This window comes from Bradyrhizobium liaoningense, assembly GCF_018130825.1.
Taxonomy (GTDB): Bacteria; Pseudomonadota; Alphaproteobacteria; order Rhizobiales; family Xanthobacteraceae; genus Bradyrhizobium; species Bradyrhizobium liaoningense_B.
The window spans coordinates 216,306-229,216 of sequence record NZ_JAFCJS010000007.1; the positions used below are offsets into that span (position 1 = coordinate 216,306).

Sequence of the window (12,911 nt, forward strand, 5' to 3'; positions counted from 1 at the left end):
TTTCGATCGTTGTCTGATCCGTGACGCTCTGTGATGCCTTGTCCTTCGCTGCGCTCGCAATGATGGAGGATCGTGCGGCTTGCTAGCGTCGTAGCGTAAATTCGCTCGCGCCGCGCCGGTGCTCCCATTTCGCCTGCTCCAGTTCGGGCTGGTCGCATTCGACTTCCGGATACCCGATGCAGAGATAGGCGATGAATTTCCAGGTGTCAGGCACGTCGAGAATGGCGTGGATGCGATCGGGATTCAGGATCGACACCCAGCCAAGGCCAATGCCTTCCGCGCGCGCGGCGAGCCACATCGCGGTGATCGCGGCGACCACGGAATATTCCGTCGTTTCCGGCATGGTGGCGCGGCCAAGGCCGTGGCCGATGTCGCTGGTCTTGTCCGCGAACACGGCGAGGTGGCCCGGCGCCTGTTCGAGGCCCGACAGTTTTAGCGTGGCATAGCGCGCCGCGCGGTCGCCCGAGTAGCAATTGAGCGCATCGGCGTTGCAGGCCCTGAAGTCGTCGATGACGGCGCTACGCCTTGCCGCATCGTCGACGACGACGAAGCGCCAGGGCTGGCTGAGGCCGACCGACGGCGACAGACAGGCCGTCTCGATCAGCCGATCAATGGCGCCGTCCGGCAGCGGATCGCTGCGAAAACGGCGCACGTCGCGGCGCCACACGAACAGCTCGTGCAGGTGCCGGCGGAAGGTGTCGTCGAACTCGACCATGAGGTCAGCGTCCCATCTGGAAGGCCGCGGCGACCAGCAGGATCAGGATTTCGCCGATCTGCTCGAACGCGCCGAGAATGTCGCCGGTCTGCCCGCCGATCTGGCGGATGGCAAGCCGCGCCAGCGTCAAGCCGGCGAGCGAGAGCAGGATCAGGCCGACCAATGCCTTGCCCGGCCCCAACGCCAGCGCAAGCACGAGCGTTCCAACCGCGAAAGCAACGGCCACGCTGCGGCCAGGCGGCGCTCCAGCGCTGGCCGACAGTCCGTCAGGCCGCGCCGGCGGCACCAGCGACATGAAGGCCGGCACGCCCGCGCGTGCAGCGGCGTGCGCGGCGCATAGCGCGAACGTGACCGCCAGGGGATTGGCGATCGCTGCGAGCGCGCTCCAGCGCAGGCCGAACGACAGGATCAACGCGCAGACGCCGTAAGCGCCGATCCGGCTGTCGCGCATGATCTCGAGCTTGCGCTCGCGCGTGCGGCCGCCGCCGAGCCCATCGGCGGTGTCGGCAAGGCCGTCCTCGTGCAGCGCGCCGGTGATGAGGGTAGTCGTCGCCAGCGCGAGCAGGGCGGCGAGGCTCGGCGTCAGCCCGAGGCGGATGGCGACCTTGTAGATGAAAGCGCCGGCAAGGCCGACCAGAAGGCCAGCGATTGGAAGGGCCCAGGTCGCGCGCGCGACGGCGCCGTCGGCTGCGGGTTTCGACGATGCGACGGGGAGGATCGTGACGAACGATGCCGCCATCCTGAGATCGGCGACGATGTCCTTGAGAAGCTCCACGCGCGGCATCATTTCAGTTTCATCGGCAGGCCGGCAACCACGAACTCGACCTCGTCGGCGAACTCGGCAATCGTCTGGTTCATGATCCCGGCGGCGTCGCGATAGCTGCGCGCCAGTGCGTTGTCGGGCACGATGCCGAGGCCGACCTCGTTGGTGACGAGCACGACCGGGCTCTTGAGATTGAAGAGGGTCGCGGCAAGCGCGTTCACCTCGTGCTCCCAGTTGCGCCCGGCATGCATCAGGTTGGAGAGCCAGAGCGTCAGGCAATCCACTAGCCGTGCGCCGCCGCCGTCGCTTGCGACCAGCGCGGCCGCGAGATCGAGCGGCACTTCCCGCTCGATCCAGTCGGTTCCGCGCCGCGCGCGATGCCTGGCGATGCGCGCCTCCATTTCTCCATCCAGCGCCTCGGCCGTAGCGACATAGACGGGCTGTCCGGGAAAAGCGCGCGTGCGTGCTTCCGCGCGCTTGCTCTTGCCCGATCGCGCTCCGCCGGTAATCAAGATGACGGCCATGAAGGTCTCCTGTGGGCCTGACTAATCACCAAACGCGGCCAAAGACAAAGCCGAAATCAGGCGGGCAGGGGCTTGCGCTCGGCCCTCGCTTTGCGCAACAGGGGCAGGACAGGAGGCGGATTTGGGTTTTGCGGGCGCGATGGTGGTGGCGATGGCGGTGGATGCCTTTCTGGGCTGGCCGTCCTGGCTGTTCGCACGCATCGGGCACCCCGTGACCTGGCTGGGCCGGCTGATCGGCGCGATCGATACCGGCTGGAATCGCGATTACGATCCGCCGGCGCTGCGCCGCGCTGCGGGTGTTGTGGGAGCGCTTTTGGTGATTGCGCTCTCCGTCGCGCTCGGCTGGATGCTTCAGTCCTTGCTGGCCTCAGGCTGGATCCAGATCGTGCTGGTCGGCGTGCTCGCCTGGCCGCTGGTCGCGCTGCGCTCGCTCCATGATCACGTTGCCGCCGTCGCGAGGCCATTGCAGGCCGGCGATATCGCTGCCGCGCGCGAAGCGGTCTCGCGCATCGTCGGCCGCGATCCCGCGGCGCTCGATGAGGCCGGGATCGCGCGCGCGGCGCTCGAGAGCCTCGCCGAGAACGCTTCCGACGGCATCGTGGCGCCGGTGTTCTGGGGCGCGTTGTTCGGCCTGCCCGGCATCCTCGGCTACAAGGCCATCAACACGCTGGACTCCATGATCGGCCATCGCAGCGAACGCCACGAAGCTTTTGGCTGGGCCGCGGCCCGCATCGACGATGTCGCCAACTTCATTCCGGCGCGGCTAACAGGGTTTCTGTTCGTGCTGCTGGCACCAAGGCGATCCGAGGCGCTGTCGTGCATGACGCGCGATGCACGTCGTCATCGCTCGCCCAATGCCGGCTGGCCGGAAGCGGCCATGGCCGGTGGGTTAGGCGTCCGGCTCAGCGGTCCCCGCATCTATCATGGCAGCGTCACGAAGGAGCCCTGGCTCAACGAAGGCGCGCGCGATCCACTTGCTGCCGACATCGGCGAAGGGCTGAACGTCTACCGCCGCGCCATGCTGCTGCTTGCCGGCCTCCTTGCGATCCTGGCCTTCGCGTGAAAGAACGGGGCATGCGCGAGCACGGTGGAAATCTCGATCTGGCCCAGCAGCGGTTTGGCGGCCGCGCCGAGGACTGGATCGATCTGTCGACCGGGATCAACCGGGTGCCTTATCCGGTGGGCGAGGTGAGCATGCGCGCCTGGAGCGCGCTGCCGTCGCGGGCTGAGATCGATGCGTTGCATCAGGCGGCGCGGCACGCCTATCGCACGAGCGCACCACTCGTCGCGATGGGCGGTGCACAAGCCGCCATTCAACTCTTGCCGCAACTCGCGCCGTGCGGCCGCGCTCGCATTCTCGCACCGACCTACAACGAATACGCCGGGGTCCTCTCGGCTACGGGCTGGGATGTCGAGGAGGTCAGGGACTTCGAGGCATTGGCAGGCGCGGACCTCGCCATCATCGTCAATCCCAACAATCCCGATGGCCGCTGCCACGCGCCCAATGATTTGCTTGAACTGCTGCCGCGCGTCGGCCGTCTCGTCGTCGACGAGAGTTTTGCCGATGCCGTTCCGCATCTGTCGCTGGCACCGGACGCGGATCAGCCGAGACTGCTGATCCTGCGCTCCTTCGGCAAGTTTTACGGGTTGGCCGGCCTGCGGCTTGGGTTCGCGATCGGCAATGCCGCCGATGTCGGCAAGCTCGCGGCGGCATCGGGCCCATGGCCGATCTCGGGAGCGGCGATCGCCATCGGCTGCCGCGCATTGTTTGACGATGCCTGGGCCGAGGCGACAACGGCGCGGCTTGTGCGCGACAGCATACGGCTCGACGCGATGGTACAGTCGCAAGGCTGGTCGCTGATTGGCGGCACGCCGCTGTTTCGTCTTTACGAGACGCCCGACGCGTTGACTGCACAGGACAAGCTCGCGCGCGCCCATATCTGGTCGCGCGTCTTCGCGAAAGAGCCGACATGGCTGCGGCTCGGGCTTCCAGGCAACGAAGCCGAATGGTCGCGCCTTGCCGAGGTTCTAGCGCGCTAGCGCGAGCAGGCCTTCGACGTCGAGATGCTTTTCGATGTGGTCGGCGAGCGCATCGAGCGCGCTCTCGACCCGGGCGTGATATGGCTCTTCGCCCGCGGGAATGTCGAGCTTTGCCAAATACGCTTTGCGAAAATCGTCCGAGGTGAAGAGGCCGTGCAAGTAGCTGCCCTGCACGCGCCCATCGTGCGAGATCGCGCCTTCCGGCTCGCCGTTCAGGCTGGCGAACGGACGCGCGCGATCCGGCCCGTCGGTGCGGCCGATGTGGATTTCGTAGGCTTGGATCGGCTGATCGGTCGCGGCGTGCACGGCCGTGGCGCGCGTCAGCGTCTTCTGCGGGCTCATCACGGTCTCGACATCGAGAAGTCCGAGGCCCGGTGTGTCGCCCGCAGGGCCTTCGATGCCCTCAGGGTCGGAAACGCTGCGCCCGAGCATCTGGTAGCCGCCGCAGAGGCCGAGCACATGGCCGCCGCGGCGGTGATGCGCGAGCAGGTCGATGTCCCAGCCCTGCGCGCGCAGGAAGGCGAGATCGCCGCGGGTGGATTTCGAGCCGGGGATGATGACGAGACGGACATCGCCGGGGATCGGCTCGCCCGGACGCACCATGATAAGATCGACGCCAGGCTCGAGCTTGAGTGGATCGAGATCGTCGAAATTGGCAATCCGCGATAGCGCCAGGCACGCGATCTTGCAGCGGCCCGGCTTGCGCGCGTCGCTCAGGCCCAGCGCGTCCTCGGCCGGCAGCTCGCCGGCTCGCGGAAACCAGGGCAGCACGCCAAAACCGCGCCACGATGTTTTTGCCTCGATCAGTCTGTAGCCATCGTCGAACAGCGTGGGATCGCCGCGGAACTTGTTGATGACAAAACCCTGAATCATCGCAGCATCTTCAGGATCGATCACCGTCCTGATGCCGACGAGCTGGGCGATGACGCCGCCGCGATCGATGTCGCCGACCAGCACGACAGGAACATCGGCCTTGCGAGCAAAGCCCATATTGGCGATGTCGGCCTTGCGCAGGTTGACCTCGGCCGGACTGCCGGCGCCTTCGACCAGCACCAGATCAGATCGCGCCTTCAGCCGCTCAAAGCTCTCGATCACCGCACCCATCAGCGACGGCTTCATCGCCGCATATTCGCGCGCACGCGCGGTCGCAATGCGTTTGCCGTGGACGACGACCTGTGCGCCGACATCGGTCTCGGGCTTGAGCAGCACCGGGTTCATGTCCGTGTGCGGCTCGACGCCGGCGGCAAGCGCCTGCAGCGCCTGGGCGCGACCGATCTCGCCGCCATCGACCGTGACGGCCGCATTGTTCGACATGTTCTGCGGCTTGAACGGAAGCACGCGCAAGGCCCGCCGCGTGAAGGCGCGCGCGAGGCCGGCGACGATGAGCGATTTGCCCACGTCCGAGCCGGCCCCCTGGATCATCAATGCGCGCGCCATCGAATTCAGAACTCGACGCCGGCCTGCGCCTTGATGCCGGAGCGGAAGGGATGCTTCACCAGCGTCATCTCGGTGACGAGATCGGCGATCTCGATCAACTCGTCCTTGGCGTTGCGCCCGGTGAGGACAACGTGTGTCATCGGCGGCTTCTGCGTGGTCAGGAAATCGACGACCTCGGCGATGTCGAGATAGTCGTAGCGCAGCGCGATGTTGATCTCGTCGAGCACCACCATGCGCAAATTGGAATCGAGGATCAGCTCCTTGGCCTTCTCCCAGCCGGCGCGCGCGGCGGCGATGTCGCGGGCACGGTCCTGCGTCTCCCAGGTGAAGCCTTCGCCCATCGCGTGGAACTGGCAGAGGTCGCCGAAATGGCCCGTGAGCAGGCGCCGCTCGCCGGTATCCCAGGCGCCCTTGATGAACTGCACGACCGCGCAGGGGAAGCCATGGGCGACGCAGCGGACGATCATGCCGAAGGCGGAGGAGGACTTGCCCTTGCCCGCGCCGGTATGGACGATGATGAGGCCCTTTTCGCCGCTCTTGGTCGCCATGATCTTGTCGCGGGCGGCCTTCTTCTTCGCCATCTTCTGGGCGTGCCGGGCGTCGGTTTCCTCTGTTGTTTGGGTATCCGGTTCAGGCGTCATCGGTCCCGGTCCTTCGGCTTGACAAGAGGCGGCCGGGGGCAAATGGTGGCCCGGCGTTGGTTCCTGTCCTATGACAGGCGAAGAGGGAATGCGATAGGGTCCGAATCAGCAAGATTTGGGTCCAAAATGCAGCCGCCCCCGCGACCGTGACCGGAGAGATGCCCGAAGCCACTGATTCCCTAGGGAATCGGGAAGGCGGGGATCGAAGGGCAAAACCCTGCTCCGCAAGCCGGGAGACCTGCCAGCGCGGACGAGTTTTGGACCGGCGGACGGGGTGTTCCGCGACGGGGAAACGGACCCTCGGAAGAAGGTTCGTGGGCCTCTTCGCCTCGGCCGTTTATTCTGGAAGAGGCGATGACCGTCACACTTCACGTCTGCATCACCTGCCGCGCCGGCCAGACGCTTGGCGAGGGCGAGACGACACCCGGCAAGCGCCTGCACGGCGCGATCCTCGAGGCGGGCGTGCCCGAGGGCGTCAATGTGGTTCCCGTCGAATGCCTGTCGGCCTGCAGCCAGGGCTGCTCGGTCGCGCTCAGCGCGCCCGGCCGCTGGTCCTATGTCTATGGCCGCCTGTCGGATGCGAACGCGCAGGACGTCGTCGCGGGTGCCGCAGCCTATGCGGCGGCGCCCGACGGTCTCGTGCCATGGCGCAGCCGTCCCGAAATCTTCCGCAAGCAGTCGCTTGCCCGCATTCCCCCCATTGCCGTGTTGCCGGAGGCCGCTGAATGAACTCGCTCGCAAAAGTCCCTGTCACGGTGGTCACGGGTTTTCTCGGCTCCGGCAAGACAACGCTGATCCAGCATCTGCTCAGCAATGCCAACGGCAAGAAGCTCGCCGTGCTCGTCAACGAGTTCGGCAGCGAGGGCGTCGATGGCGAGATCCTGAAATCCTGCGCCGACGCGAACTGTCCGGAAGAGAACATCGTCGAACTCGCCAATGGCTGCATCTGCTGCACCGTCGCCGACGATTTCATTCCGACCATGGAGCAATTGCTGGCCCGGCCGGTGCGGCCCGATCACATCCTGATCGAGACCTCGGGTCTGGCGCTGCCAAAGCCGCTGCTGAAAGCGTTCGACTGGCCGGAGATCCGCTCGCGCATCACGGTCGACGGCGTGATCGCGCTGGCCGACGCCGAGGCTGTGGCCGCCGGCCGCTTCGCGCCCGATCCGGCGGCCGTCGAAGCGCAGCGCGCAGCGGACAAAAATCTCGATCACGAGACGCCGCTGTCGGAAGTGTTCGAGGACCAGATCGCCTGCGCCGACATCGTGCTGCTGACCAAGGCAGATCTTGCGGGCGCGGCTGGGGTGGAAGCAGCCAAGGCGGCGATCACCGCCGAGATGCCGCGCCGCGTGCCGATGCTGCCCGTCACCGATGGCGCGATCGACGCGCGCGTCATCCTCGGCCTCGGCGCTGCCGCGGAGAACGATCTCGCCGCGCGGCCCTCGCATCATGATGGCGAGGAGGAGCACGAGCATGATGATTTTGCTTCGGTCGTGATCGACCTTCCGGAAGTCCTGGATGTCGATGCGCTGGTCGCATCGGTCCAGAAGCTGGCGCGCGAGCAGAACGTGCTGCGCGCCAAGGGCTATATCGCGGTCGCCGGCAAGCCGATGCGCCTGTTGCTGCAGGCGGTGGGCGAGCGCGTGCGCCACCAGTTCGACAAGCCCTGGGGCGCGGGTCTCAGGCAATCAAAGCTCGTCGTGATCGGCGAGCATGGCGACATCGACGAGGCCGCGATCAGGTCAGGACTGGGTATCTGATGCACGTCGTCTTCCGCGAGAGCCGCGGTCTGGAGGAGACCGCGACGCCAAGGGACATCGGCCAGGACCCGGCCGATCTCGTGGTGCTCTCGTACTCGGATTCCGACCTTGCCGCGTTTGCTGCCGGCTGGCGCCGCGGCCGCGACAGCCTGCCGTCGCTGCGGCTCGCCAATCTCGCGGAGCTGCGTCATCCGCTGTCGGTCGATACCTATATCGAGCGCACGCTGTCGCATGCGCGCGGCATCCTGGTGCGCCTGATCGGCGGTGAATCCTATTGGCCGTACGGGCTCGCGGCCCTGCAGCAACTTGCGAAGGACCGTAACATCGTGCTGGCCGTGCTGCCGGCCGATGGTCGCGACGACACGCGGCTCGATGCCTACTCGACCCTGCCGGTTTCGACGCTGCGCCGGCTGAAGGTGCTTTGCGACACCGGCGGCCCGGTCGCGGCGCAAGCCGCGATCGCGCAGCTCGCGCTGGCCTCGGGGCTTTATGCAGGCCCGGTCGTCGGCGAGATGACGGTGCCCGAGATGGGCTTTTACGATCCTGCGCGCGGTGTCATTGCGGCGCCGGGCGAGGGAAAGCCGCGCGCGCTGGTGACGTTTTATCGCTCCTATCTCACCGCTGCCGACACCGGCCCCGTCGATGCCCTCATCGCCGCGTTGCGCGACAAGGGCTTTGATGCGCATGGCGTGTTCGTCACCTCGTTGAAGGCCGCGGGCGTTGCTGATTGGCTGGGCGCGCATCTCGCGCAAAATCCGGCGGCTGCGATCGTCAATGCGACGGCGTTTTCCGCGGTTGGCGACGACGGAACGACGCCGTTCGATGCTGCATTGTGTCCGGTCTTCCAGGTCGCGCTTTCCACGGCGCGTCGCGAGGACTGGGCGGACTCGCTGCGCGGCCTTTCGCCCGGCGATCTCGCGATGCATGTGGTGCTGCCCGAGGTCGATGGCCGCGTGTTCACGGGCGTGGTGAGTTTCAAGTCCGCCGCGGTGCGCGATCCCGATCTGCAGTTTTCGCATTTGGCGCACCGGCCCGATGAGGAGCGCGTAAAGGCTGTGGCCGCGCGCGTCGCGGCCTGGCGGCACCTCGCGGCGAAGCCTGCCGCCGAGAAGCGTGCGGCGATCGTGCTCTCGAACTATCCGGGCCGTCCGCACCAGATTGCGCATGCGGTCGGTCTCGATGCGCTGGCTTCGGTCGAGGCCCTGGTATCCGATCTCGCGGAAGCCGGCTTCGGCGTCGCGCCGATCCATGCACTCGGCGATACGCTGCTCAAGCAGCGATTGACCTGGAGCGTCGCCGACTATCGCGCCGCGCTCGCGCGCCTGCCGAAATCCTTGCAGGATGATCTCGCGCAAGCCTGGGGCGCGCCGGAGACTGACCCGAGTTACCGCGACGGCGCGTTTCACTTCGCGGCCATCACTTGCGGCAACTCGATCATCGCGGTCCAGCCGGAGCGCGGCGATGCCACCTCGCGCGATGCCGATTATCACGATCTCGCCCGCACGCCGCGCCACGCCTATGTCGCGTTCTATCTCTGGCTCCGCGCGCAGGCCATCGATGCCGTCGTGCACATGGGCGCGCATGGCACGCTGGAATGGCTGCCCGGAAAATCGGTGGCGCTGTCTCCAGCCTGCTGGCCGGAAGCCCTGATCGGCGATCTCCCAATCATCTATCCCTTCATCGTCAACGATCCCGGCGAGGCCGCGCAGGCCAAGCGGCGCATCGGCGCCGTCACGATTGGCCATCTGCCGCCGCCGCTCGAAAAATCCGCCGTGCCGGAAGGCCTGCGTCGGCTCGAACGGCTCCTTGACGAATATTCGACCGCCGATGGTCTGGATCCAGCCCGCCGGCAGCGTTTGATCGCGGCAATCCGCGACGAGGCGCGTGCAGCCGGCCTTGAAGACGATCTTGGCCTGGATGCTTCTGCTGCACCGGCCGAAGCGATCCCGCGCATCGACCGCTTCGTCTGCGATCTCAAGGAGAGCCAGTTCGGCGACGGCCTGCACGTGTTTGGCCGCGGCGCCTGTGGCGATGCGGAGCGCGACGCCCTGCGTGCTGCGCTCGCAGGACAGCGAGTCGCGCCGGGGCCGTCGGGCTCGCCTTATCGCGGCCGTCAGGACGTGCTGCCCACGGGACGCAATCTCTTCGCCGTCGATCCCCGCGCGGTGCCGACCCCGTCGGCGCACGCGCAGGGGATAAAACTCGCCGAAGAGCTGTTGCGGCGCCATCTGCAGGATCACGGCGACTGGCCGAAGGGCCTCGTCGTCGATCTCTGGGGTTCGGCGACAATGCGCACCGCGGGCGAGGAATTTGCGATGGCGCTGCATCTGGCAGGCCTCGCGCCGCGCTGGGATCACGCTTCCGGCCGCGTCACCGGTTACGACATCATCGCGCCCGCCGAGCTCGGCCGCCCCCGCATCGACGTCACGCTGCGCGTCTCAGGCCTGTTCCGCGATGTCTTCTCCGGCCTTGCGCAATTGTTCGAAGCCGCGGCGGAAGCGCTCGCAGGCCGCGACGACGAGGGCGAGGAAAATCCGTATCGCCAGCGTGTGTCGCGCGTGTTCGCGCCGCGTCCCGGACAATACGGTGTCGGCCTGTCGGCGATCCCGGATGCCTTCACATCCGAAACGCGCGAAGCGGCCGGCGAAGCCTGGCTGTCGGCGTCATCCTGGGCATTCTCCGCCGATGGCGAGATCAGGGCCGATCGTGCCGGCATCGAGACGCGCCTCGCGTCGGCCGATGCTTTTGTCCACGTCCAGGACTTGCCGGAAACCGATCTGCTGCTCGCGGCCGACTACGCCGCGCATGAAGCGGGGATTGCGGCCGCCGCGGCACAGCTCGGCGGGACCGCGCCGTCGCTCTATCATCTCGACGCAACGCGCCCCGACCAGCCGCATGCGCGGACGCTGACCGAGGAGATCTCGCGCGTGGTTCGCGCGCGCGCCGCCAATCCGGCCTGGATCGCCGGCATGATGCGCCATGGTTTTCGCGGCGCCGCCGAGATCACCGCGACGCTCGAGCATATGGCAGCCTTCGCCCATCTGGCGGGCGCCGTGCCGCCGCATCTGTTCGATCTCTATTATGACGCGACACTGGGCAACGAGGACGTCAGCGCGTTCATGGCCCGCGAGAATCCGGCGGCACTTGCCGCGATGGAGACCTGCTTCACCCGCTTGCATGAGGCTTCACTCTGGCGAACGCGCCGCAATTCGATCGCGGCTGCACTCCGGGAGGCGTCATGAGCGCGGCTATGGTCAAGGGCTGGTGCCCCGGTGCGCTGCGGCCGATGCAATCGGGCGACGGACTCGTCGTCCGCGTGCGGCCGTTCGGCGGTCGGCTCGATGCGGCGCAGGTCTCCGGACTTGCGCATCTGGCCGAACGCCACGGCAACGGCCTGATCGACGTCACCAGCCGCGCCAATCTCCAGATCAGGGGCGTCAGTGAAAGCAGCCACGGGCTGCTGGTCGACGGGCTCGCGCAACTGGCGCTGCTCGATCCGGACCCCGAAACCGAATCCCGGCGCAATATCCTGGTGACACCGTTCTGGCGCGCGGGCGACGAGACCCAGGCGATTGTCGCCGAGCTCGAAGCGGCGCTCGAGGCGTGCGCGCTCGCGCTTCCGACCAAGTTCGGCTTCGCCGTCGATGACGGCACCTCGCGCGTGCTTGCCGGCGATTCCGCGGATGTGCGGATCGAGCGCGACCGGGCCGGCGGGCTGCTGGTGCGGGCCAATGGCGCCGAGCTCGGCCGATCCGTCGCGCGCGGCGAGGCCGTGACCGCTGCGCTCGCGCTTGCAAACTGGTTCGTGATGTCAGGCGGCGCCACTGGCGGGCGAGGGCGCATGGCGGCGCATCTGGCCGCCGGCGCAATCTTGCCCAGGGCGCTGCGCGGCGAGGCCGAGCCGGCACCGATCATGGCCGCGGCGCGCCCCGGCCTCTATCCGCAGGGCGCGATGGTCGGCGTCGCGTTCGGGCAATTGCCCCATGCCACGCTCAACCAGTTTGCCGATTGTGGACATGCGCTGCGGATGACGCCGTGGCGGATGGTCTTGAGCGAAGACAAGCGCACGATGCCGACCGCGGCCGGCCTCATCACCGAGGCCTACGATCCGGCGCTACGCGTCATCGCCTGCAGCGGTGCGCCGCGCTGTCGCGAGGCCCACGCCGACACCCGCGCGCTGGCAGCCGCGCTTGCGCCGAACATCGGTGCGGCCGCGCGGCTTCACGTTTCCGGCTGCGCCAAGGGATGTGCGCATTCCGGCACTGCTGCGATCACGCTGGTCGCGACCGGCGCAGGATTCGATCTCGTGCGCGGTGGCTCGACGCGCGACGAGCCCGTTCTGCGTGGGCTTAACCGCGATGATATCGTCGGTAATCCCTCCATCCTGATGGGAGGGCATTGATGCCGCATGTTTACGAGACCGATGGCGCCGCGATCTACCGGCAGTCCTTTGCGACCATTCGCGCAGAAGCCGACCTTGCCCGCTTCACGCCCGATGAGGAGCAGGTCGTCGTGCGGATGATCCATGCCGCCGGCATGGTCGGCCTCGAAGCGCATATTCGCTTCACGCCAGGCATGGCGACCGCCGCGCGCGCCGCCCTGCAGAAGGGCGCGCCGATCCTGTGCGATGCGCGCATGGTCTCGGAAGGAATCACGCGGGCGAGACTGCCGGCGGACAATGCCGTGATCTGCACGCTCGGCGATCCCTCCGTTCCGTCGCTGGCGCAATCCATGCGCAACACCCGCTCGGCCGCGGCGCTGGAGCTGTGGCGGCCGCATCTCGATGGCGCGATTGTTGCGATCGGCAACGCACCGACAGCGCTGTTCCATCTCCTCAACATGCTGGAGGACCAAAACTGCCCGCGGCCGGCGGCGATTATCGGCTGCCCGGTCGGCTTCGTCGGTGCAGCCGAGTCCAAGGCGGCGCTGATGGCCGATCCGAAGGTCGCGACGCTGACGGTCGAGGGCCGCCTCGGCGGTTCGGCGATCACGGTGGCCGCCGTGAACGCGCTGGCGAGCCGGAGCGAATAG

The 12,911-nt window shown here is 67.4% G+C and carries 12 protein-coding genes and 1 riboswitch; of the genes, 7 read left to right on the top strand and 5 right to left on the bottom strand.

Annotated elements, in window-relative coordinates:
- Window positions 1–82 precede the first annotated feature (82 nt).
- Genes bluB through cobU form a run of 3 tightly spaced genes read right to left on the bottom strand, consistent with a single transcriptional unit; the run spans window position 83 to window position 2,002 of the window.
- On the bottom strand, window positions 83–715 hold the full coding sequence (bluB, locus tag JQ603_RS28515; RefSeq protein ID WP_212344206.1) for a 5,6-dimethylbenzimidazole synthase: 633 nt from the start codon (window positions 713–715) through the stop codon (window positions 83–85).
- A 4-nt stretch (window positions 716–719) separates the two neighbouring features.
- Window positions 720–1,502 carry an adenosylcobinamide-GDP ribazoletransferase gene (gene cobS / locus JQ603_RS28520; protein ID WP_212344207.1) on the bottom strand — a complete coding sequence of 261 codons (783 nt, stop codon included), beginning with the start codon at window positions 1,500–1,502 and terminating at the stop codon, window positions 720–722.
- Window positions 1,499–2,002, bottom strand: a complete 504-nt coding sequence (gene cobU, locus JQ603_RS28525) for a bifunctional adenosylcobinamide kinase/adenosylcobinamide-phosphate guanylyltransferase (protein WP_212344210.1) — start codon at window positions 2,000–2,002, stop codon at window positions 1,499–1,501. The genes cobS and cobU overlap by 4 nt, the downstream gene beginning before the upstream one ends.
- A gap of 121 nt (window positions 2,003–2,123) precedes the next feature.
- On the opposite strand from cobU, the gene cbiB reads away from it, so the two are divergent.
- The gene (gene cbiB, locus JQ603_RS28530; RefSeq protein ID WP_245003909.1) at window positions 2,124–3,065 is read left to right on the top strand and encodes an adenosylcobinamide-phosphate synthase CbiB; all 942 of its coding nucleotides are present in this window, start codon (window positions 2,124–2,126) and stop codon (window positions 3,063–3,065) included.
- Between the two features lie 11 nt (window positions 3,066–3,076).
- Complete coding sequence (cobD, locus tag JQ603_RS28535; RefSeq protein WP_212344213.1) at window positions 3,077–4,042, top strand: threonine-phosphate decarboxylase CobD; 966 nt, start codon at window positions 3,077–3,079, stop codon at window positions 4,040–4,042.
- Here cobD and JQ603_RS28540 read toward each other — a convergent pair.
- Window positions 4,031–5,479 (bottom strand): cobyric acid synthase, encoded by a 1,449-nt coding sequence (locus JQ603_RS28540; RefSeq protein WP_212344215.1) that lies wholly within the window; start codon window positions 5,477–5,479, stop codon window positions 4,031–4,033. The two genes, cobD and JQ603_RS28540, sit on opposite strands and share 12 nt — an antisense overlap.
- 5 nt (window positions 5,480–5,484) lie before the next feature.
- A complete protein-coding gene (gene cobO / locus JQ603_RS28545) occupies window positions 5,485–6,120 on the bottom strand; it encodes a cob(I)yrinic acid a,c-diamide adenosyltransferase (RefSeq protein ID WP_212344216.1) in 636 nt (211 codons plus the stop codon).
- A gap of 40 nt (window positions 6,121–6,160) precedes the next feature.
- A riboswitch (cobalamin riboswitch) is annotated at window positions 6,161–6,380 on the top strand.
- Between the two features lie 94 nt (window positions 6,381–6,474).
- Here cobO and JQ603_RS28550 point away from each other — a divergent pair.
- Genes JQ603_RS28550 through JQ603_RS28570 form a run of 5 tightly spaced genes read left to right on the top strand, consistent with a single transcriptional unit; the run spans window position 6,475 to window position 12,911 of the window.
- A complete protein-coding gene (locus JQ603_RS28550) occupies window positions 6,475–6,849 on the top strand; it encodes a DUF1636 family protein (RefSeq protein ID WP_027558954.1) in 375 nt (124 codons plus the stop codon).
- The gene (gene cobW, locus JQ603_RS28555; protein WP_212344217.1) at window positions 6,846–7,880 is read left to right on the top strand and encodes a cobalamin biosynthesis protein CobW; all 1,035 of its coding nucleotides are present in this window, start codon (window positions 6,846–6,848) and stop codon (window positions 7,878–7,880) included. Before JQ603_RS28550 ends, cobW begins: the two co-directional genes overlap by 4 nt.
- The gene (gene cobN, locus JQ603_RS28560) at window positions 7,880–11,122 is read left to right on the top strand and encodes a cobaltochelatase subunit CobN (protein WP_212344218.1); all 3,243 of its coding nucleotides are present in this window, start codon (window positions 7,880–7,882) and stop codon (window positions 11,120–11,122) included. Before cobW ends, cobN begins: the two co-directional genes overlap by 1 nt.
- Window positions 11,119–12,282, top strand: a complete 1,164-nt coding sequence (gene cobG / locus JQ603_RS28565) for a precorrin-3B synthase (protein ID WP_212344219.1) — start codon at window positions 11,119–11,121, stop codon at window positions 12,280–12,282. Before cobN ends, cobG begins: the two co-directional genes overlap by 4 nt.
- A complete protein-coding gene (locus tag JQ603_RS28570; RefSeq protein ID WP_212344220.1) occupies window positions 12,282–12,911 on the top strand; it encodes a precorrin-8X methylmutase in 630 nt (209 codons plus the stop codon). Before cobG ends, JQ603_RS28570 begins: the two co-directional genes overlap by 1 nt.

Bases quoted from the DNA above. Each gene is read 5' to 3' on its own strand.
- bluB (WP_212344206.1), bottom strand. From the start codon at position 715: ATGGTCGAGTTCGACGACACCTTCCGCCGGCACCTGCACGAGCTGTTC.
- cobS (WP_212344207.1), bottom strand. From the start codon at position 1,502: ATGATGCCGCGCGTGGAGCTTCTCAAGGACATCGTCGCCGATCTCAGG.
- cobU (WP_212344210.1), bottom strand. From the start codon at position 2,002: ATGGCCGTCATCTTGATTACCGGCGGAGCGCGATCGGGCAAGAGCAAG.
- cobD (WP_212344213.1), top strand. From the start codon at position 3,077: ATGCGCGAGCACGGTGGAAATCTCGATCTGGCCCAGCAGCGGTTTGGC.
- JQ603_RS28540 (WP_212344215.1), bottom strand. From the start codon at position 5,479: ATGGCGCGCGCATTGATGATCCAGGGGGCCGGCTCGGACGTGGGCAAA.
- cobO (WP_212344216.1), bottom strand. From the start codon at position 6,120: ATGACGCCTGAACCGGATACCCAAACAACAGAGGAAACCGACGCCCGG.
- JQ603_RS28550 (WP_027558954.1), top strand. From the start codon at position 6,475: ATGACCGTCACACTTCACGTCTGCATCACCTGCCGCGCCGGCCAGACG.
- cobW (WP_212344217.1), top strand. From the start codon at position 6,846: ATGAACTCGCTCGCAAAAGTCCCTGTCACGGTGGTCACGGGTTTTCTC.
- cobN (WP_212344218.1), top strand. From the start codon at position 7,880: ATGCACGTCGTCTTCCGCGAGAGCCGCGGTCTGGAGGAGACCGCGACG.
- cobG (WP_212344219.1), top strand. From the start codon at position 11,119: ATGAGCGCGGCTATGGTCAAGGGCTGGTGCCCCGGTGCGCTGCGGCCG.
- JQ603_RS28570 (WP_212344220.1), top strand. From the start codon at position 12,282: ATGCCGCATGTTTACGAGACCGATGGCGCCGCGATCTACCGGCAGTCC.